At 72.3% G+C, this 17,946-nt stretch carries 23 protein-coding genes; 15 read left to right on the forward strand and 8 right to left on the reverse strand.

Annotated features, from left to right (window positions below):
• Positions 1 to 224: 224 nt before the first annotated feature.
• Positions 225 to 473 carry a hypothetical protein gene (locus tag ACIG3E_RS36990; protein ID WP_242714389.1) on the forward strand — a complete coding sequence of 83 codons (249 nt, stop codon included), beginning with the start codon at positions 225 to 227 and terminating at the stop codon, positions 471 to 473.
• 463 nt (positions 474 to 936) lie between these two features.
• Positions 937 to 1,596 carry a DUF1707 domain-containing protein gene (locus ACIG3E_RS36995; protein ID WP_399624753.1) on the forward strand — a complete coding sequence of 220 codons (660 nt, stop codon included), beginning with the start codon at positions 937 to 939 and terminating at the stop codon, positions 1,594 to 1,596.
• A 123-nt stretch (positions 1,597 to 1,719) separates the two neighbouring features.
• Here ACIG3E_RS36995 and ACIG3E_RS37000 read toward each other — a convergent pair whose 3' ends face one another.
• Positions 1,720 to 2,379, reverse strand: coding sequence for a DUF4360 domain-containing protein (locus ACIG3E_RS37000; RefSeq protein WP_399624754.1), 660 nt, complete (start codon positions 2,377 to 2,379; stop codon positions 1,720 to 1,722).
• 504 nt (positions 2,380 to 2,883) lie between these two features.
• Between ACIG3E_RS37000 and ACIG3E_RS37005 the strand changes: the two genes are divergently transcribed.
• Positions 2,884 to 3,399 (forward strand): DinB family protein, encoded by a 516-nt coding sequence (locus ACIG3E_RS37005; protein ID WP_399624756.1) that lies wholly within the window; start codon positions 2,884 to 2,886, stop codon positions 3,397 to 3,399.
• Positions 3,400 to 3,410: 11 nt separating this feature from the next.
• On the opposite strand, the gene ACIG3E_RS37010 is transcribed toward ACIG3E_RS37005, so the two are convergent.
• Positions 3,411 to 3,875, reverse strand: coding sequence for a MarR family winged helix-turn-helix transcriptional regulator (locus ACIG3E_RS37010; RefSeq protein ID WP_399624759.1), 465 nt, complete (start codon positions 3,873 to 3,875; stop codon positions 3,411 to 3,413).
• A 145-nt stretch (positions 3,876 to 4,020) separates the two neighbouring features.
• Between ACIG3E_RS37010 and ACIG3E_RS37015 the strand changes: the two genes are divergently transcribed.
• The 3 genes from ACIG3E_RS37015 (at position 4,021) to ACIG3E_RS37025 (ending at position 6,745) form a co-directional block, all read left to right on the forward strand.
• On the forward strand, positions 4,021 to 4,605 hold the full coding sequence (locus tag ACIG3E_RS37015) for an isochorismatase family protein (protein ID WP_399624761.1): 585 nt from the start codon (positions 4,021 to 4,023) through the stop codon (positions 4,603 to 4,605).
• Positions 4,606 to 4,836: 231 nt separating this feature from the next.
• Complete coding sequence (locus tag ACIG3E_RS37020) at positions 4,837 to 5,130, forward strand: hypothetical protein (RefSeq protein WP_399624763.1); 294 nt, start codon at positions 4,837 to 4,839, stop codon at positions 5,128 to 5,130.
• 151 nt (positions 5,131 to 5,281) lie between these two features.
• Entirely contained in the window at positions 5,282 to 6,745 is a 1,464-nt protein-coding gene (locus ACIG3E_RS37025; RefSeq protein WP_399624765.1) for a WGR domain-containing protein, read from the forward strand.
• 48 nt (positions 6,746 to 6,793) lie between these two features.
• On the opposite strand, the gene ACIG3E_RS37030 is transcribed toward ACIG3E_RS37025, so the two are convergent.
• Positions 6,794 to 7,966, reverse strand: a complete 1,173-nt coding sequence (locus ACIG3E_RS37030) for an agmatine deiminase family protein (protein WP_399624767.1) — start codon at positions 7,964 to 7,966, stop codon at positions 6,794 to 6,796.
• A 266-nt stretch (positions 7,967 to 8,232) separates the two neighbouring features.
• Here ACIG3E_RS37030 and ACIG3E_RS37035 point away from each other — a divergent pair, with 266 nt between their 5' ends.
• Both ACIG3E_RS37035 and ACIG3E_RS37040 read left to right on the forward strand, forming a co-directional pair.
• Positions 8,233 to 8,814, forward strand: coding sequence for a TetR/AcrR family transcriptional regulator (locus tag ACIG3E_RS37035; RefSeq protein ID WP_399624769.1), 582 nt, complete (start codon positions 8,233 to 8,235; stop codon positions 8,812 to 8,814).
• Positions 8,815 to 8,982: 168 nt separating this feature from the next.
• Complete coding sequence (locus ACIG3E_RS37040) at positions 8,983 to 9,663, forward strand: pyridoxamine 5'-phosphate oxidase family protein (protein ID WP_399624771.1); 681 nt, start codon at positions 8,983 to 8,985, stop codon at positions 9,661 to 9,663.
• A gap of 122 nt (positions 9,664 to 9,785) precedes the next feature.
• Here the strand turns inward: ACIG3E_RS37040 and ACIG3E_RS37045 are convergent, their stop codons facing one another.
• Positions 9,786 to 10,916, reverse strand: a complete 1,131-nt coding sequence (locus ACIG3E_RS37045) for an NAD(P)/FAD-dependent oxidoreductase (RefSeq protein WP_399624773.1) — start codon at positions 10,914 to 10,916, stop codon at positions 9,786 to 9,788.
• 117 nt (positions 10,917 to 11,033) lie between these two features.
• Entirely contained in the window at positions 11,034 to 11,156 is a 123-nt protein-coding gene (locus ACIG3E_RS37050; protein ID WP_399624775.1) for a hypothetical protein, read from the reverse strand.
• A gap of 44 nt (positions 11,157 to 11,200) precedes the next feature.
• Here ACIG3E_RS37050 and ACIG3E_RS37055 point away from each other — a divergent pair, with 44 nt between their 5' ends.
• Together ACIG3E_RS37055 and ACIG3E_RS37060 are read left to right on the forward strand one after the other, a co-directional pair.
• Positions 11,201 to 11,572, forward strand: coding sequence for a lantibiotic dehydratase C-terminal domain-containing protein (locus ACIG3E_RS37055; protein ID WP_399624777.1), 372 nt, complete (start codon positions 11,201 to 11,203; stop codon positions 11,570 to 11,572).
• Between the two features lie 123 nt (positions 11,573 to 11,695).
• Positions 11,696 to 11,938 (forward strand): hypothetical protein, encoded by a 243-nt coding sequence (locus ACIG3E_RS37060; protein WP_399624779.1) that lies wholly within the window; start codon positions 11,696 to 11,698, stop codon positions 11,936 to 11,938.
• Here ACIG3E_RS37060 and ACIG3E_RS37065 read toward each other — a convergent pair whose 3' ends face one another.
• The gene (locus ACIG3E_RS37065; protein WP_399624781.1) at positions 11,939 to 12,880 is read right to left on the reverse strand and encodes a PhzF family phenazine biosynthesis protein; all 942 of its coding nucleotides are present in this window, start codon (positions 12,878 to 12,880) and stop codon (positions 11,939 to 11,941) included.
• 31 nt (positions 12,881 to 12,911) lie between these two features.
• Positions 12,912 to 13,805, reverse strand: coding sequence for a transcriptional regulator CynR (gene cynR, locus ACIG3E_RS37070; RefSeq protein WP_399624784.1), 894 nt, complete (start codon positions 13,803 to 13,805; stop codon positions 12,912 to 12,914).
• 124 nt (positions 13,806 to 13,929) lie between these two features.
• Between cynR and ACIG3E_RS37075 the strand changes: the two genes are divergently transcribed.
• The 3 genes from ACIG3E_RS37075 (at position 13,930) to ACIG3E_RS37085 (ending at position 15,718) form a co-directional block, all read left to right on the forward strand.
• A complete protein-coding gene (locus tag ACIG3E_RS37075) occupies positions 13,930 to 14,529 on the forward strand; it encodes a carbonic anhydrase (protein WP_399624786.1) in 600 nt (199 codons plus the stop codon).
• Positions 14,530 to 14,639: 110 nt separating this feature from the next.
• On the forward strand, positions 14,640 to 15,110 hold the full coding sequence (gene cynS / locus ACIG3E_RS37080; RefSeq protein ID WP_399624788.1) for a cyanase: 471 nt from the start codon (positions 14,640 to 14,642) through the stop codon (positions 15,108 to 15,110).
• 110 nt (positions 15,111 to 15,220) lie between these two features.
• A complete protein-coding gene (locus ACIG3E_RS37085; RefSeq protein WP_399624789.1) occupies positions 15,221 to 15,718 on the forward strand; it encodes a nucleoside deaminase in 498 nt (165 codons plus the stop codon).
• Between the two features lie 43 nt (positions 15,719 to 15,761).
• On the opposite strand, the gene ACIG3E_RS37090 is transcribed toward ACIG3E_RS37085, so the two are convergent.
• Positions 15,762 to 16,508: an aminoglycoside phosphotransferase family protein gene (locus tag ACIG3E_RS37090; RefSeq protein WP_399624791.1), complete on the reverse strand. Its 747-nt coding sequence runs from the start codon at positions 16,506 to 16,508 to the stop codon at positions 15,762 to 15,764.
• A gap of 389 nt (positions 16,509 to 16,897) precedes the next feature.
• Between ACIG3E_RS37090 and ACIG3E_RS37095 the strand changes: the two genes are divergently transcribed.
• On the forward strand, positions 16,898 to 17,416 hold the full coding sequence (locus ACIG3E_RS37095; protein WP_399624793.1) for a serine hydrolase domain-containing protein: 519 nt from the start codon (positions 16,898 to 16,900) through the stop codon (positions 17,414 to 17,416).
• Positions 17,406 to 17,945, forward strand: a complete 540-nt coding sequence (locus tag ACIG3E_RS37100; protein WP_399624795.1) for a GNAT family N-acetyltransferase — start codon at positions 17,406 to 17,408, stop codon at positions 17,943 to 17,945. The genes ACIG3E_RS37095 and ACIG3E_RS37100 overlap by 11 nt, the downstream gene beginning before the upstream one ends.
• Position 17,946: the final 1 nt, after the last annotated feature.

The following is a 17,946-nucleotide window of genomic DNA, read 5'->3' on the forward strand; positions in this document are numbered from 1 at the left end:
CCGCTCGGACGCGGAAGTCCGAGCGGACACGCCGACAAGCGCGTGATCCGGCCAGGTCCGGCGGCGGTTCTCGTTCGTTCGGGTGCGCGGTGCCGGGATCGCCTGTGCGGAGGGGGTTTTTGCGGTTGGCTGAGGGCGTCTTGGCCGTAGCGGTGAGGAGGTGCGGGCCGGTGGATGCGGAGTCGGATCGCAGGTTGGCGGCGCTGGCGCCGGAGATTTCCGGGGTGACCGCCGCGCTGATGCGGTCGGTGGCCGGAGCGGAGCCGCCGGAGCGGGTCCCCGCCGAGGCCTGGCGGGTGTCCGGGCGGGTCCTTGAGGAGCACGGCGTGGACGGCTTGCGCCTGCTGCTGATGTGCCTGACGGGGTGGGCCGTGGCCCAGACCGAGCGGGTGGCGATGCTCCAGGGCCGGTCGCTGGACGCCGTACTGGACGAGCTGGACGTGGCGCGGTACGAGATCCTCGACGAGGACTGAGGAGGCCCGGGGCCCGGGGCCTGGGGCCACGGTCGCCCTCGTCGGCTGGGAGAGCGACGGGGGCACTCCGCCCGCCCTTTCTTTCCCTGGTTCTTCCTCTTCCGCTCTAGCCAGGCGCTGCGGAATCCCTCGGGCCTTGCGTCCTCCACGCGCGCGTGCCCGCGGCCCGTGCTGTGGGTGTGGTGCTCCTGGTCGACCATCCGCGCGATCACGTGATTGCCCACCAGACCGGTCAGCGCCACGGCCAGCTCCCGGTCCGGACCGCCCTCGCCACGCCGTTCTGGCCAGCCATGCCCGGAGGGCGGGAGGCCCCCGAGGGCGTGCCTGAGGGCAGACCGGCCGGGGCCGCGGGGGTTCCGCTGACAGGGCCTGGCCGGGATCACTGTCGCGATATAGCGTTAGTCTTCAGCGCGCGCGACCGCCGATGTCGCGCGGAGACGTTCGACAGGACCAGGACGGAAGCATGTCGGGAGAGATCTCACCCACCGGGAAGTCCGCCGGGCCCGGCTCGTCGCCCGCGCTGCGTGCTTCGCACGCGGACCGGGACCGGGTGGTGGAGGTGCTGCGCGTCGCGGCGGGGGACGGCCTGCTGACGGCGGACGAGTTGGACGAGCGCCTCGAAGTCGCCCTGTCCGCGCGGACCCTGAGCGAACTGGGCACGCTCACCGCCGACCTGCCGCCCGTGTCGGCCACGGTCGGCGCGGCCGTGGTGGAGGCCAAGGACGTGGTGCGGTTCGAACAGGTCCACAGCAGCGCGATCGAGCGCACGGGACGCTGGGTGGTGCCGCGGAAGCTGGAGCTCGCGGTCATGTACTGCGCTGTCACCCTGGACTTCACCGACGCGGTGATCACGCACGACACCCTGCGGATCGACGTAGGCATGACGGGCAAGACCCTCACGTTGATCACGCCGCCAGGTGTCGTGGTCGACACGGACGGGCTGCACCTGGTGCACAGCAAGGTCAAGCACCTTCAGGCACCCACGGATCCCGGCACGCCGGTCACGCTGCGGGTGGAGCTGGTCGGCCAGAAGGCGCACGGCCGCGTGGTGGTGCGGCCTCCGCGCCGGACGTTCGGGCAGTGGCTGCTGCGCAGGCCCGCGTCCCTCGCTGCGGGCGCGTGACGTCAGCACCGGTAGAGCGGGAGGCCCGGCCCGGAGGCGGGACCTCCCGCTCACCCTCGGCTCAGAGTTCCACGCCGAGCGGTCGTACGCGTACGGCCGCGCTGGTGCGCTCGGGGAAGTCGGCTACGTACTCGGGCACGGCTTCCAGGCGAGTCGGTAGACGCTGCTGACCTTGGCGTCGGTCGAGTCCATGGTCATGAAGCTCGTCCTGCCGGGGTCCGAGGACCCGAGCAGGACCCGCAGCTCGGTGTTGACGTTGAGGTTCCGCCTGGAGCCGCACGGCGCCCAGTCCAGGTCCTCCCACGGTTTCGAGTCGGTCGCTTGCCAGTTGTCGGCGTACGGGCCGCGCCATCGGTGACTCTCGGACGTGGTGTCGGGTGAACCCTGGAAGTAGTACGACGCCTTCTCGACGCCGTTGGCGCCGGACTGCAGTGAGGCGTAGCCGCGGTAGTCGACGCTCGCGATCGCGTAGGTGTAGTCCACCGGGGCGTGCACGATCAGGCTGAGCTGGCAGTTCTTGCGGTAGTCGACGGGGTCGGACTGCTCTCCCGCACGGGCGAGGTAGTCGCTGTAGGTGACGGTGAACGCCGAGTTGTCCGGGGCGGCCGCCACGGCGACCGTTCCTTCCCGACAGCCTGATCCGTTGACTGTGGCGACCTCGACCCGGATTCTCTCGGCGGGCGGTTGGGGAGTCGTGGGGACGTCTTGGGACGTGCTGGGTGGAGCCAGAGCCATGGCGAACAACGCGGTCAGCGCGCCGCTCGCGAGAAGTCCACCGGCCATGGTTTTCCTATCGCGTTGATGGAGCCTGGATCCTGAAGGTGAGGTGAGCGGCTTCAGGAGCGGGGGCATGTGCCCACGAGGAATCAGGTGGGGCATGCCAAGCGGGCGGGCATGGGGGACGAGCGGGCCGCCCGCTGACTGAGGGCCTCAGGCGACACGAATGGTACGTACCAAGAGTGCGGGTGCCTAGGGGAAGTTCGGCCAAGTACGGCGCCGGAAGCGCCCTCAGATCCGTGGGCGCCCTGCCGGTGCGCGACGCGGCACAGGAGGCGTGGCGTCTGCTCCTGGTGTGGCCCCTGTGCCCGGGTGAGACTTCCGCACCGCCCGTCGAACCGGTCCGTCCTCCCGTACGCACTCCGCAGGCGTACGTCATGACGTGACGCGAGGGGCACCGGCCCGACACGGCCGTCGTGGTGGCCGTGCGGTGCCCAAGGGCTATCGCGTTCCGCCCCCGGAAGAAAACCGGGCGACAGCGGGCGCCCCGGAAAACTAGCGTCCCTGGGCATGACCCCTTCACTCGAACGTCCCCCCTTGCAGGCCGACGAACGCACCGCGCTCGTCGGCTGGCTGGATCTCCAGCGGCAGATCCTGCGCTGGAAGTGCGAGGGCCTGAGCGAGGCGGACGCGCACCGCTCCGTCCTCGCGACCTCGCCCGCGATGACGATGGCCGGGCTCGTCCGCCATATGCGGTGGACCGAGCACGCCTGGCTCGAGGTGCTCTTCCTCGACGGCGACAAGACGCGGAGCCCGTCCTTCGACGAGACGGACGAGGACGCCGACTGGCGGACCGACGGCATCCCGCTGGCGCAGCTGCTCGCGGAGTACGAGGCCCAGTGCGCCCGGAGCAACGAGATCGTGGCCGCGGCCTCCCTGGACGACGTCGGCCGCCACCCCGACTACCGCTCCGGCGGCGCCAACCTCCGCTGGATGCTCATCCACCTCGTCGAGGAGACCGGACGGCACGCGGGCCACGCGGACATCGTGAGGGAACTGCTCGACGGGACGAAGGGGTACTACTAGGCGCGAGCCCCTCACGCCCGCGGCGACCGCGGTTCGGGCGCGTAGAGCCCGAGGGTGTGGGTGATCTGGCGCAGCAGGGCACGGAGTTCGTCCTGCTGCGCCGGGGTGAGCCCGGCGACGGCGCGGTCCTCCACGTGCTTGGCCGCGGCCTGGGCGCGTTCGACCAGGTCCAGCCCCTCGGGGGTGATGCGGACTTCGAGGATCCGACCGTGCGTGGGGTGCGGCGTACGGGACACGAGACCCCGGTCGAGCAGGGACGCGACCGCGGCGGACATGGACTGCGCTGTGACGCCCGCGCGGTGCCCGAGCTCGGCTCCGGAGAGGCCGCCCGGCTGCTCAAGGCCCAGCTGGGCCAGCGCGGCGAACTGCGCGTGGTTGAGGGAGAACTGCCGGAGCGTGCGCTCCAGCTGCTGCGACAGCGCGTTGCTGACCATCCGCATGATGTACGGCAGTCGCTGTCCGTAGTCCGTGACCATGGGTGCCGCACCTCCTCTCCGAGCGCCCGAGGGCCTCAGGCTACCGGCTCATGTCTTCTCCACCTTATAAGATGCCTGATACGTTCCTCGGTGTGTTCGCCATGCGGGGCCCACGCGTGGGTCCCCGCTCCGAGAGAGGACGCTCATGCCGTTAGAGATGCTTCCGCCCGGCGAGACCGCCGTCCTGCTGATCGACCATCAGGTCGGCACCATGAGCTGGGTCGGGTCGACCGACCGCGACGTCCTGAAGGCCAACGCCCTCGCGCTGGCGAAGGCGGCCAAGGCCCTCGACATGCCCTTGCTCCTGACCTCGTCCATGGAGGACCGGGCGCAGGGCCCGCTGGCCGACGAGTTCGAGGAGATCGCCCCCGCCGAGTTCGCCGCGCGCGTCCGGCGGACCGGCGTCGTGAACGCGATGGACGACCCCGCCTTCGCCGACGCGGTCACCGCGACCCAGCGGGGCATCCTGATCGTCGCGGGCGTGACCAACGACGTGTGCACCGTCTACCCCACGCTCACCGCGCTGGAGAAGGGCTACACGGTGTACGTCGTCGCCGACGCGGGCGGCTCGACCAGCAGGATCGCCGACGACGTGGCCCTGCGCCTGATGGAGCAGGCAGGCGCCGTGGTCACGTCGACGAACATGGTCCTCACCGGCCTCGCGCGGGACTGGACCAGCCCCGCGGGCCAGGCCCTCGTGCCCGTGGTGGGCGCGCTCGTCCCGGCGTAACCCCGTCCGTCCCGACCCCGGTGACGGTGCGGCGTGCGCCCGGGGTGGCAGTCGGCTCACCAGGGGCGCGGGAACCCTCGGCGCGCCTCAGCTGCCCCGGTCCACCGCTCGCCAGCCGTCGACGCCCGGACGGCGGTCGGGTAGGCATGAGGGGGTCGCGCCGACCGGAGCGATCTCGCCGCGCGCCACGCGCGGGCGGCGGACCCAGTGAACGGGCAGTGGGGGGACCACATGGCCATCATCGTCACCTTCGAAATCCCCGGCGTCGGGCAGGAGCTCTACGACGCCGTCATCGACCGCCTCACCGACGGCGGCGAGTTCACCTCGCTCGCCGACATTCCCGCACCCGGACTGATCTCCCACGTGGCCGGTCCTGTCGACGGCGGCTGGCGGGTCGTCGACGTGTGGGAGTCCGAGGAGGCGCTCGAGAACTTCTCCAAGATCCTCCAGCCGATCCTCGCCGACCTGGGCCACGCCGACGGCGAGCCGCAGATCATCCCGGCGCACAACGTGGTCACCAGCTGATCGCACGGCCCAGCGCTCCACCGCGGCCCGGCGCGCACGCGCCGGGCCGTTCGCGTGCCCGGTCAGGGCCGATTGTCAGTGGCACCTCCTACGGTTTGAGCAGTGGGACCCGCCAAAACGGCCGTGGGTCCGCTCTGGGGAGGGGTCTGCCATGTCTGGGTCCGCCATGTCCGGTGCGCCGGAGTCGACGACGTATCTGGAGCTGTCGCAGGACGGCGGGGGCGCGCACAAGTTCTACGAGGTGACCGTCGCGGGCCAGTTGGTGACGGTGCGGTACGGGAGGATCGGCGCCGGCGGACAGACGCAGAGCACGACGTTCGCCACGGCGGAGAAGGCCCGTGCGGCCGCCGCCAAGAAGGTGGGCGAGAAGGTCCGCAAGGGGTACGCTCCCGCGATCCCCGGACAGCGCGCCCCGCGTCCGGTGACCCGGCGTCAGGTGACCTCCGCCCCGTCCACCGCGCGGTCCGTGGCTCCCGTCCTGTGGCGGTTCCGCACCGGCTCCTCGGCGTTCGGCATCCACGTCGACGCCGACCACTGCTGGATCGGCAACCAGTCGGGCGACGTCTACACCCTGGACCACGACGGCGGCGTCCTCGCCAAGTTCAGCCTGCCGGACGGCGTGAAGTGCCTGGTCGCGGACGACTTCTGGATCTACGCGGGCTGCGACGACGGCCGGGTGTACGACCTGTCGTCGAAGCTGCCCTTCGCCGCGTACGACATCGCGGCGGACGTCGACATCTTCTGGCTCGACATCCACGAGGGCCTGTTGAACGTGTCGGACCGCGAGGGTCGGCTCACGGTCATCGACCACGAGGACGAGCACCAGTGGGCCCGCCGCAGCGGGGGCGAGCACGCCTGGATGGTCCGCGCCGACGACCGGGCCGTCTACCACGGCCACTCCCGGGGCGTCACCGCCTACGCGCCCGACGGGGGCGGCGAGTTGTGGCACACCGCCACCCGTGGCGGCGTCCTGTTCGGCTGGCAGGAGGACGAGGCCGTGTACGCGGGGACCGCACACCGCGCCGTCCAGCGCCTCGCCAAGGCCACCGGCGCGATCGAGGCCACGTACGCCTGCGACAGCGCGGTGTACTCCTGCGCGACCTCGCCGGGCGGCCGGTTCGTCTTCGCCGGTGACGCGGCGTCGTCCGTGTACTGCTTCGACCGGGACGGCACCCGGCTGTGGAAGCTCGGCACGGGCGGCGGCTCCGCCCTGTCCATGCAGTACCACGACGAGCGGCTGTACTTGGTGACCACGGACGGCTCGCTGGTGTGCGTGGACGCGAGCGACGCGGCCGTCTCCGCGGCGGAGCAGGGCACGGTACCGGTCGCCCGGGACGTCAAGCTGGCCGCCGCGGTGCCCACCTACGCGCCGGACAGCGCGGCGGCCGCGGTGACCACCGTCGCCCACGCCCCCGCCGGAGCGGTCGTCGTCGAGTGCGTCCAGGAGGGCGGCCGACTGCGCGTGCACGTGGTGTCCGAGGGCTACGACCCCTCCTGGAGAGTCCAGTTCCCGCGCGCGATGCGGGAGCCCGGGGCCCGCTACGCCGTGGCCGCCCTGCACGCGGCGGCGGGCGGGTTCTACCGCGTGCGCGGGGAGATCCAGCGGCTCCTGTGACCGGGCGGGGGCGGCCCCGCCGCGCCCATGGACCGGTGCGTAGGCCCGTCAGTCGGCGGGCTTGCCCGGCTCGTCGTGGGTCGAGCAGTGGATGCCGCCCCCGCCGGAGGCGATGGTGTCGATGCGGACCGGCACGACGTCCCGCTTGGGGAAGTGGTCCTGGAGGATGCCGCGCGCACGGTCGTCGGCCTTCCGATCGCCGAACTTCGGCATGAACACGGCGCCGTTGGCAATGTAGAAGTTGGCGTACGTCGACACGAAGTCGTCGCCCTCGCCCGTGATCTTGTCGAGGTCGGGCTGCGGCAGGTCGACGATCTCGAAGCGCCGCCCCCGGGCGTCAGTGGCCTTGCTCAGCACCGAGCGCGCCTGGTCGGCGGAGCGCGACCAGGAGTCCGGGGGAGTACCGGGGAAGGCCTGGTCCAGCAGGACCACGCCGGGTGCGGTGAACCGGACGAGGCTGTCCACGTGCGCGTCCGTGATGTCCTCGCCGCGGACGCCCGCCAGCCAGATCACCTTCTCCAGGCCGAGGGTCTTCAGGAGCTCGTCCTCGATCTGGTCGCGGGACTTGCCGCGGTTGCGGTTGTCGTTGACGATCGAGCTCTCGGTGATGAGCAGGGTGCCCTCGCCGTCGGTCTCGAAGGAGCCGCCCTCGGCGACGAGCGGCGCCTCGACGCGGGGGATGTCGTACTCGCGCAGCAGCGTGCGTCCCACGCGGCCGTCGTTGGTGTGCTCCTGCTTGTTGCCCCAGCCGTTGAAGTGGAAGTCGACGCCGACGGTGTCGCCGTCCTCCTCCACGAAGACCGGGACGGTGTCGCGGGCCCACAGGTCGTCGACGGCGAGCGGGATGACCTCGACCTGCGAGCCGCACGCCCGCCGCGCCGCCTTCTGCTGGTCGGGCCGCGCCATCATCACGACCGCCTCGTACTCCCCGACGGCCCGTGCGATGCGGGCGATGTCCTCGCGCACGTACGGCAGGTCCTCCTTCCAGACGGACGCCAGCGCGGGCCACGCCATGAACGTACGCCTGTGGCTCTCCCACTCCGCGCCGAAACGGCGCCCGCTGCCGGTGGCCTCGGCCCGCTTGGTCCCGGCGCCGGTGCCGGACCCCGTCCGTGAGGACTTGTCGGAGCCGCAGGCGGTGGTGGCGCCGAGGCCCAGCGCGCCGCCGATCGCGGCGAAGGCGCGCAGGGCCGCGCGGCGGGAGGGGGAGAGGGGGGACACGGTGCGCTCCGATTCATGGACCGACGAGCTGTCCAGGGGTGGGGGACAGGCGACTGTGACCCCACTGTGGACCTGACTGGATTTTCAGTCAAACTACTGGGATAGTGTGTCCCATTTTATGGTGATTCTCGACAGTGCGCGTCGGAGTCATGCGGTGGGTGCACCCAGGTCGATCCGCCCTAGACTGAAAAGTAAGTCAATCCCGGGAACGGCCCTGGTGGCCTGTGGGGCAGACGGTGACAGGTGTCCGGATAGGGTTCATGGTCATGGCGTCACGCAGTACTCAGATCCTGGAAGCGGCCGCGCGGCTGATCGCCCGTCGCGGTGTGCGCGGGCTCCGCGTGGAGGAGCTCGCGGCCGAGGCCGGGGTCTCCACCGGCCTGATCTACTACCACTTCAAGGACCGCACGGGGATCCTGCGGCACACGCTGGAGTTCATCAACGAGCGGGCCGAGCGCTACACCGCCGCGCGCGGCGAGGGCGGCGCGCCGCTCAGCCCCCGGGAGGAGCTGGACGAGGCGCTCCTCCTCGAGTTCCAGGACTCCCCGGAGGTCCGGGAGAACAGCACCGCCTGGGGCGAACTGCGGGCGAGCGCCGTCTTCGACCCGGCCCTGCGCGAGGACCTGGCCCGGGCGACCCTGGTCTGGGTGCAGGGCGTGGCCGGGCTGCTCGGCCGGGTCCGGCCGCTGGTTCCGGCGGCCTCGCTCGCCGCCGCCGCGGAACGCCTCACGGCCCTGCTGGAGGGCCTGAGCATGCGCTGGCTGAGCGGCGGCCTGTCCCTGGAGCACGCGCGCGGTCTCGTCCGGGAAGCCGTCGACGCGGAACTGGCCCGCCTCGGCCAGCCGTGACGCGACCCGGCCCGTACCGGCGGTGCCGGAAGGGCGCGGCTGTCGATTGAGGGGATTCCGTTCCCAGTAGGGGAACTTGGTGCGGATTTCGTTGCGCTCTAGGGGTGTGGCGGCGGATATCGTAAGCCCACGACCCGTGCCGAACACCGGCGTTGAGAAAGAGGCGACGTGACCGACGAACAACTGCCGTCCGTGCTCCCGGAGACGGCCCGTACCCGCCATCGCCGCCTGCGCGAGCAGGGAAGCCGCGAGCGCGCCCTGCTGGACGCCGTTCTGGAGGCCGGATTCGTCTGCCATCTCGGCGTCGTCGTCGACGGCGTCCCGATGGTCGTGCCGACCGTCTACGGCAGTGACGGCCGGAATCTCTACTTCCATGGCTCCGTCGCCAGCCGCAGCCTGGTCGCCTCGCCCGAGGCGGCGGTGTGCGTGACCGTCACGCACGTGGACGGCCTGGTGCTCGCCCGCTCCGTGTTCGAGCACGGCGTCAACTACCGCAGCGCGATGATCTACGGCGTCCCGCGCCTGGTCACAGACCCGCAGGAGAAGCTGGCGGGCCTGCGCCGCCTCACGGAGCAGGCGGCGCCCGGGCAGTGGGACTACGCCCGCCGCCCCCACCGCAAGGAACTGGCGGCGACCGCGCTGCTCGCGCTCTCGCTGGAGGAGGCGTCGGTCAAGATACGCACCGGCGCACCCGAGGACGGGGACGGGCCTGACGCCGCCCTCGGCATCTGGGCGGGCGTGCTGCCGCTGAACTCCACATGGGGCGAGCCGGAACCCGACCCCCTCCTGCCCGACGGCATCGCGCCGCCCGCGCACATCGCGGCCCGCGGCAACACCCGAGCGGGATAACGCGCCTTCGGGGCCGGGGGAGCAGCCGGGCCGTCCGCGGAGATCCGCGGACGGCCCGGCTGCTCCCGTCGCGCGTCGGCTCAGGCCGTCACGGCTCCGGGGTCCTCACAGCTCGCGGGCCGTCACAGTTCGTGGGCTGCGGGGATGACGACGTACACATACGCGGCCGCGTTCAGGATCTCCTCGGCGTCGTCGACCGGCGGGTGGATCTTCTCCATGATCCACTGCTTGACGAGCTTCCCGTCGGCCCCGGTGGACTCGACCCGGCGGTCCCAGCCCCGGGTGAAGACCGCGCCCGCCCCGCCGAGGTCGATGTCGGTGACGTAGGGCCCGGGGGCGAAGTCGATCAGCGGAAGGCCGAGGAGGTCGGCGGCGGCGTTGTGGCCCGCCGTCCTTCCCAGCGGGACCGCGTACTGGCAGCTCTGCACGGTGACATGATCGGCGTCGAGCCGCGCGGCGGCCGTGTCGCCCGCCGCGAACACGTCCCCGGAAACCCGTAGCTGGGCGTCCACCTCCAGGCGGCCGAGCCGGTCCCGGGGACCCTCGACGCACGCGGTGAGCGGACTGGCCCGCAGCCCGGCGGTCCAGACCACCGCGTCCGCCTCGGTCCAGGTGCCGTCCGCCCACCGCACGGAGCCGTCCTCCACCGCGGTCACGGTGGTGCCGAGGCGCAGCTCCACGCCCAGCCGGTCGAGGGCCGCCTCGATCGCCGGGCGCGGCCCCTCGCCGAGCTCCGGGCCGACGACCGTGCTCCGGTCCGCCAGGATCACCCGGCCCCGCCCGGCCAGCTCCGTGGCGACCTCCAGGCCGGTGAACCCGGCGCCGACGACCACGGCCGTGAAGTCGGTGCGGTCGCGCAGATGTTCCTTGAGGGCGAGGGCCCCGTCCAGGGTGTCGACGTCGAAGACCCGCTCCGCCCCGGGCATCTGCGGACGGATCAGCTGACTGCCCGTCGCGAGGACCAGACGGTCGTACGTGAGCACCTCGCCATCGGCGGTGACGACGCGGTGGCCCGCGGTGTCGATCTCCGTCACCGTGGCCTGGACGTGCGCGACTCCGACGGGCTCCAGGATCCGCTTCAGGGGCACCACCGCCCGCTCCGGCTCGGCCTCGTACAGGCGCGGCCGCAACACCAGGTCCGTGGTGGGCGATACGAGGGTGATCCGCAGGGCGGCGTCGCCGCGCACCCGGGCGGCCGAGGCGGCGCTCCAGACGCCCGCGAAGCCGCCGCCGACGATCACTATGTGGTTCATGCTCTCTCCTTGGTCCGGATCCCTCTACGGGTCCGTCGATGGATCCGTCGATGGATCCGTCGATGGGTTCGTCGATGGATCCGTCGATGGGTTCGCCAGGGAGACAACACAGGAGCGTCAGGTGTGACAGGCGTGCGCGAGCATTTCTGTATTGGCCACCCGCCAGACCGTCGTGATCCGGCCGTCGACGACGTCGAAGCAGTCGATCCAGCGCAGCACGCCGTCGTGGTACGTCGCCAACGCCCGCTCGCCGCCCACTTCGACGGGCTCGATGCGGGTGCCGGGTGCCCGCTCCGCGCACCGGCCTGAGCGACGCGACGACCTTGCCCCCGCCGTCGGCGACGTACACGGCGGCGGGGTGCAACAGCCCGACCAGCGCCGCGAGATCACCGCTCCGCGAGGCCAACTGGCGGGCGGCCGGTCGAGTCCCTCCGCGATTCGGCCGAACGGCACGTCGAAGACGTCGTGCAGCACCAACGCCACCCGTTCCGCCGGGTCGAGCCGACCTCGGCTCCCCGCCCGCCGGGCCGTCCGGCGTCGACCGCTGGTTCTTCATCCGGCACGCGGACCCGGACCCGCACCTGAGGCTGCGCTTGCACGGCGCCCCGGCGGAAGGCCCGTACCAGCACCTCGCCCGGGAAAGGGCCGGAGCATGACAGAGAACCCCCTCGGGCACCTCGTGGACCGCCTCGCCGACCCGGTTGCGCTGGCGGCCCGGGTGACCGCCGCCGAAACGCCCGAGCTGGCCGGGACCCGCTCGCTGGGGCACGCGCAGTCCCTTGCGGGAGGGCCTGTACGGGGGGCTGCCCGCGGTCGCCTTCGCCGCGCGGACGGCCGTCACCCGGCCCGGCGAATACGCGCTGCTCCTCACCAAGCTGGACGCCCAAGTCGCCCTGCTGGCACGGCGCCTGGTGGCGGAGCACGCGCCCCGGGCGGGCGCCGCGCTGGCCCTGCGCTGCGCGACGAGCCCCGACGCCCCGCTCGGCGAACCGCCGTGGCAGGCGGCGCTCTTGCTGTGCTGATCAGCCCGACCGGGGCGGGACACGGACGGGGTCGAGGACGAGCCTGCCATCGACGCGAGCCGTACCGCCGACGTGGACGAGACGCCCCCGCGGGCCCGTCCTGCTGCCCGCGGTGATCGTGGCGGGGTGGCCGAGGGAATCACCCATGTCGACCGCGACGCGGTCGATCCCGCGGGTCGCCAGAAGCGCGGCGAGGCACGCGGTGCTGTTGGCGTTCGCGATGTCTTCCGGGACGCCGATGGACGGGGCGAACAGGCGCGCGGCGCTGCGGCCGTCGGCGCCCGGTGCGCAGTGGACGTAACAGCCGAGCAGCCCGAACGCGTCACACGCGGCGCGCAGCCGCTCCGGATCCGGGGCCAGACCGGCCAACGCCGCGCGGGACGGGAGCGGGAGCAGCATCCGCGGCCGCCCGAGGGTGGCGACGTACGCCTCGCCGACGGCGGCCGCGTCGAGGCCCAGGGCGGGCAGGACGAGTCCGAGTTCGGCCGGGTCGGCGGCGCGCAGCGTGACCGAGTCCGTCTCGAAGGAGGCCTCGGCGAGCCCGCCCGGGCGGCGCACCGCGCGGCCTGTGAACGTGGCTTTCGCGGTCCGGAGCACGGCACGGTACTCCGCCGTGGACGCGCGGTCCGCGAGGAACGCGAGCGCGGCCACCGTGCCGTGTCCGCACGCGGGCAGATCACCTTCAGCGGTCGCGAACCGCAACGACACAACGGGGAGGCCGCCCTCATGACCCTCCTCGCGCCCTTCTTCGCGTACGAACACGGCGTGGGAGGTGCCGAGAAGGGCCGGTATCCGCCGTCGCTCGGCCTCGTCGGCGGGCATCCCGTCGACCACGGCGGTCGGGCTCCCGCCGCGCCCGTCGCGCAGACACGCGCTGACGACGGCGACGGGCAGGCCGCGGCCGCTCGTACGGGGGCTTGCGGATCCTTCGGTGAGGGGCATGGGCCGTAGCGTAGACGGGACGGCAGCGGCCCTATGCCAGGGCCTGCGCCCACGTGATGGCCCGTTCGGCGAAGGCGCGGGCCGCGGCGCTCTGGTAGGTGCTTTCGCGGCGCAGGAGCGTGACCGTGCGGGAGGGGAGCGCGGGGGTGAGGGGGATGGGGGTGAGCTGGGTGTGGTCGTGGGCGATGGCGTCGGGCAGGACGGTGGCCAGCGGGGCGCGCGCCACGATTTCGGTGAGGGCGTTGATGGAGTTGGCCTCCAGCGCGATCCGCAGCCGCACGTGGTGGTCGGCGAAGTGCTGGTCGATGTGCCTGCGGGTGGCGAAGTCCCCGCTGAGCAGCGCGAAATGACGTTCGCCGAGGCCGGTGACGGGCAGGGGCCCGGGTGCGCCGAGGTCGGGGTGGTGGGGGCCGACGACCAGGCTGAGGGCCTCGGTGAACAGGGCGGTGGCCTCGATGCCGGGCAGGTGGTCGCCGCTGAAGGCGATGCCGAGGTCGAGCCGGTCGGCCAGGAGGTCGGCCTCGATGCGGTCCTGGGTCATCTCGCGCACGTCCAGGGTGATGCCCCGGTGGTGGGTGTAGAAGCCGGCGACGAGCGGGCCGGTGAGATAGGCGGTGAAGGTGGGGGTGACGGCGAGGCGCAGGTGCCCGCGCGAGAGGTCCCGCACGTCGAGGACCGCACGCTCGCCCGCCGCGAGGTTCCGTAGCGCGCGCCGGGCGTAGTGGGCGTAGGTGGCTCCGGCGTCGGTCAGGCGAACGGTGCGGCCGGTGCGCTCCAGGAGCTGGACGCCCACGGCCTTCTCCAGCTGCTTGATCTGCTGGGACAGGGTGGGCTGGGCGATGCGCAGCTCCTCGGCGGCGCGGGTGAAGTTGGCGTGCTCGGCGACCGCGAGCAAGTAGCGCAGATGACGCAGTTCCGGCTTCATACGCTCAACTATAGATGAGAGCAATAGCAGCGAGTGATATTCCGTCTTGGACGCTATAGGTGCAGGTCGTGCACAGTGAATGACGTCGGCCCGACCGACAGACCGAACGAAGGGAGTCAGGGCCATGCGTCACCTCGCCCAGGGCGTCGACCGGTTCCAGCGGGAGGCCTTCCCCGCCAGGGCCGGGCTCTTCGCCCGCCTGGCCACCACCCACCAGCCCGGCACGCTGTTCATCGGCTGCTCCGACGCCCGCGTCGTCCCCGAGCTGATCACCCAGACCGACCCCGGCGAACTGTTCGTCATCCGCACCGCGGGCAACCTCGTCCCCGCCCACACCCCCGGCGCCGACGGCGTCGCCGCCAGCATCGAGTACGCGGTCACCGTCCTCGGCGTACGGGACGTCGTCGTCTGCGGACACTCCGCGTGCGGAGCCATGACCGCCCTCGCCGAAGGCCACGACCTCGGCGGTGCCCCGGCCATCGCGGGATGGCTGCGCCACGCCGACGCCGCCCTGGCCCGGGCGGCGGCCACCGGCGACGGCCACGGGATCGCCGCGCTGATCCGGGAGAACGTGGCCGCCCAGCTGGCGAACCTGGCCACCCACCCGTCGATGGCCCGCGCCCTGGCCGAGGGCAGCGTGCGGCTGCACGGCTGGGTCTTCGACATCCCCACCGGCACCGTCGAGGAACTCACCCCCGACGCGCGCCCGGCCCACGCGGCCTGACCTGCCTCTCCCTCCCCACTCCCGGCCCGGCCCGACCGGTTCACCGGGACCCCCTCCGCCCGATCCCCGCGACAACCAGGGGACGGACCGTACGAAAGGAAACCCCTCCCATGGTGCACGCTCAGTTCGACAACAGCGCCCGTCAGCAGCTCGCGATCGCCGCGGTCGAGGCCAAGACCCGCCGTGACCTGTCCTGGCGGCAGATCGCCGACGCCGCGGGCCTGTCCGTCGCGTTCGTCACCGCCGCCGTCCTCGGCCAGCACGCCCTGCCCGAGCCCGCCGCGCAGGCCGTCGCCGAGCTGCTCGGCCTGGACGACGACGCGGCGCTGCTGCTGCAGACCATCCCCACCCGCGGCTCCATCCCCGGCGGCATCCCCACCGACCCGACGATCTACCGCTTCTACGAGATGCTCCAGGTCTACGGCACCACCCTCAAGGCCCTGGTCCACGAGGAGTTCGGCGACGGCATCATCTCCGCGATCAACTTCAAGCTGGACGTGAAGAAGGTCGCCGACCCCGAGGGCGGCGAGCGCGCGGTCATCACCCTGGACGGCAAGTACCTCCCGACCAAGCCCTTCTGAGACACCCTGGCTCCGGGGCGGGCCGGACCACAGCCCCGCCCGGCCCGCCCCGGCCGACGCCCGCCCCGGCTGTCGACGCGGCAGCCCCCACCTCCGTCTGGAGAACACCCATGGACTTCGCGCAGCGCACCATCGACATCGCCCGGCAGAACGTCGCCGAGGGCGGCCGCCCCTTCGCGACCGTCATCGTCAAGGACGGCGAGATCCTCGCCGAGTCCCCGAACCGGGTCGCCCAGACCAACGACCCCACCGCCCACGCCGAGATCCTCGCCATCCGCGAGGCCTGCACGAAGCTGGGCACCGAGCACCTGACCGGCACCACCATCTACGTCCTGGCCCACCCCTGCCCCATGTGCCTGGGCTCGCTCTACTACTGCTCACCGGACGAGGTCGTCTTCCTCACCACCCGCGACGCCTACGAGCCCCACTACGTGGACGACCGCAAGTACTTCGAACTCGACACCTTCTACGCCGAGTTCGCCAAGGACTACTCCGAACGCCGCCTGCCGATGCGCCACGACGCCCACGAGGACGCCACCGCGGTGTACCGGCTCTGGCAGGAACGCAACGGCGGGGAGCGGCGCGTGGCGGGTGCGCCTACCGCCTGACCGATGTTTGAGAAGGTGGTCAGGGCGGTCGGGCCGCGGCCGTTCACATGCGGGATCTCAGTACGTCGACCTCGCAGCCCGGTGCGAACGGGTCGAAGCCGTGCTCGATCAGCCAGCGGACCCCCAGCAGGCTGCGCAAGGACCACCACGCACGGATCACGTCGGGGTCGGCGTCGGTGCCGTAGCCGGAGAGGACGTCGTCGAGGTGTTCCTCGTGGCCGAGCGTGAAGGCGGCGAGGTCGTGCAGGGGGTCGCCCTGGCCCGCTTCGGTCCAGTCGATGATGCCCGTGATCTGGTCGCCGTCGGCGAACACGTGGGCGATCTGCAGGTCGCCGTGGGTGAAGGCCGGGGTCCAGGGCCGCAGTGCGGCCTGGGCGACCTGGCGGTTGCGGGTGACCAGGTCGGCGGGCAGGAGGCGGTTCGCCACGAGCAGCGCGCATTCGCCGTCGAGTTCCGCCCGCACCTCCTCAAGTCCCCGGCCCGCCCTACCGGTCCAGGGTGGCAACGGCGCGTCGTGCAGCGTGCGGATGGCGGCGCCCGCCGCGGCCCACGCCGCCGGGGACGCGGTCGAGGGTTCGCCGAGACGGCCGAGCGGGGCTCCCCGCAGGGCGGCGAGCGCGAGCACGGGCGGCTGGCGCCACAGCACCTTGGGGGTCGGGACCGGCGCCCTGGCCATCGCCTCGACTTCGACGTCGGTGCGTGACTGGTCGGCGTCCACCTTGAGGAACACGTCTCCGACGCGCAGCGTCGCACACTCGTGATGGGCGACGACGACCTTGACCTCATCCATGGGCGACCAGTATTCCGGGGGTGATCGTCGATGTCGCCGGTTTATCGCGCGGGCCTGCGTAGCCGACCGCGTCCCGCTGCCCCGGCGCCCTCGCGCGACACCGGTCCCCGACCGGGGCGACGCGGGGGCCACCCGGCAAGGAAGCGCCCTCCCGCAGCGTCGGGATGAGCCCCGCACGCAGCCGCCGCGACTTGCCGTGCCCGCCCCGCCTGGCCTGCCGTCCGGGTCGCTGGTTCCTCTACGGGACGCTGATGCTGCTGGCCTGCCTGCTGAGTTCGCCGCCCTCGCCTTGGCGGGACACGCCGTGGCGCGGCCCGGCGTCCCTGGTCCGTGGCCGCCACGGGCGTCGCCCTGTGGCTCGCTCCCTTGGTCCTCCTCCGCTGGATCTGGTGAAGTGGAGCCGTGATCGGCCCCGGACCGGGGAACCGGGCGAGAAGTGGGCCTACTCCAACACCGACTACACCGTCCTCGGCATGATCGTCGAGAGGCTGACCGGCCACGACCTGGCCACCGAGCTGCACGCGCGGCTGTTCGGCCCGCTCGGGATGACCAAGACCTACCTCAGGGTCAAGCCGCCGGAGGGCATCAAGGGACCGCACGGCCACGGCTACTACCCCGACGCCGACGGCATGCTGCGCGACGTGGACCGGTTCAACGCCAGCCTCGGCGGCGCGGGGGCCGGAGGCGTGGTCTCCACCGCGCACGACGTGAGCGCCTTCCACCGGGCCTTCACCCAGGGGAAGCTGCTGCCGCCGGAACTCCAGCGGGTCCTCACCGACCGGCTCCCTGCCGCTCCGCGCGCCCGGGGCGAAGCCCGCGGCGGTTGCGCCGACGGCTTCTCCCTCACGGGCGGGCTGGCCCCCGGCTCCACCGCCGTGACTATGTTTCCATGCCGCAGTGAAGAGTGAGAGCACGCCCGGCGCGGGCGTACCAGCGAGTGTCCGACAGCGGGCCGATCGTGACCTCGATGACTGCGCGCGGGTGCTCGCGGAGGTCCATGCGCGCGACGGCTATCCGGTGAACTGGCCCGCCTCGCCGGGCGCATGGCTCACGCCGTCATCCCTCATCGCCTCATGGGTGGCGGAACTGGAGGGCCGCGTGGCAGGCCACATCGGCCTGTCCCGTAGCGGAGCGGGAGACGCGGCTCCCGGGCTGTGGAGCGCTCGCGCCGGGGTGAGCACCGACGCGACCGCCGTGGTCAGCCGCTTGTTCGTCGCCCCGTGGGCCCGCGGCCACGGGATCGGCGCACTGCTCTTGGCGCGGGCCGCCACGGAAGCACAGGACCGTGGCCTGCATCCGGTGCTCGACGTGGTCGCTTCGGACACGGCGGCGACCGTCCTGTACGAGCGGTTGGGCTGGCAGTTGCTGGCCACGGTCGAGCAGGAGTGGAGCCCGGAGCAGAGGGTGGCCGTGCGGTGTTACGCGGCGGCCACCTAAG

The organism is Streptomyces sp. NPDC053474 (assembly GCF_044544845.1).
Classification (GTDB): Bacteria; Actinomycetota; Actinomycetes; order Streptomycetales; family Streptomycetaceae; genus Streptomyces.

What these genes read in the sequence shown, in the direction of transcription:
- ACIG3E_RS37020 (WP_399624763.1), top strand. Translation starts at nt 4,837, where the DNA reads ATGGCCATCATCGTCACCTTCGAAATCCCCGGCGTCGGGCAGGAGCTC.
- ACIG3E_RS37090 (WP_399624791.1), bottom strand. Translation starts at nt 16,508, where the DNA reads ATGGATGAGGTCAAGGTCGTCGTCGCCCATCACGAGTGTGCGACGCTG.
- ACIG3E_RS37045 (WP_399624773.1), bottom strand. Translation starts at nt 10,916, where the DNA reads ATGAACCACATAGTGATCGTCGGCGGCGGCTTCGCGGGCGTCTGGAGC.
- cynS (WP_399624788.1), top strand. Translation starts at nt 14,640, where the DNA reads ATGGTGCACGCTCAGTTCGACAACAGCGCCCGTCAGCAGCTCGCGATC.
- ACIG3E_RS37075 (WP_399624786.1), top strand. Translation starts at nt 13,930, where the DNA reads ATGCGTCACCTCGCCCAGGGCGTCGACCGGTTCCAGCGGGAGGCCTTC.
- ACIG3E_RS37025 (WP_399624765.1), top strand. Translation starts at nt 5,282, where the DNA reads ATGTCTGGGTCCGCCATGTCCGGTGCGCCGGAGTCGACGACGTATCTG.
- ACIG3E_RS37085 (WP_399624789.1), top strand. Translation starts at nt 15,221, where the DNA reads ATGGACTTCGCGCAGCGCACCATCGACATCGCCCGGCAGAACGTCGCC.
- ACIG3E_RS37015 (WP_399624761.1), top strand. Translation starts at nt 4,021, where the DNA reads ATGCCGTTAGAGATGCTTCCGCCCGGCGAGACCGCCGTCCTGCTGATC.
- ACIG3E_RS37065 (WP_399624781.1), bottom strand. Translation starts at nt 12,880, where the DNA reads ATGCCCCTCACCGAAGGATCCGCAAGCCCCCGTACGAGCGGCCGCGGC.
- ACIG3E_RS37010 (WP_399624759.1), bottom strand. Translation starts at nt 3,875, where the DNA reads ATGGTCACGGACTACGGACAGCGACTGCCGTACATCATGCGGATGGTC.
- ACIG3E_RS37005 (WP_399624756.1), top strand. Translation starts at nt 2,884, where the DNA reads ATGACCCCTTCACTCGAACGTCCCCCCTTGCAGGCCGACGAACGCACC.
- ACIG3E_RS37035 (WP_399624769.1), top strand. Translation starts at nt 8,233, where the DNA reads ATGGCGTCACGCAGTACTCAGATCCTGGAAGCGGCCGCGCGGCTGATC.
- ACIG3E_RS37000 (WP_399624754.1), bottom strand. Translation starts at nt 2,379, where the DNA reads ATGGCCGGTGGACTTCTCGCGAGCGGCGCGCTGACCGCGTTGTTCGCC.
- ACIG3E_RS36995 (WP_399624753.1), top strand. Translation starts at nt 937, where the DNA reads ATGTCGGGAGAGATCTCACCCACCGGGAAGTCCGCCGGGCCCGGCTCG.
- cynR (WP_399624784.1), bottom strand. Translation starts at nt 13,805, where the DNA reads ATGAAGCCGGAACTGCGTCATCTGCGCTACTTGCTCGCGGTCGCCGAG.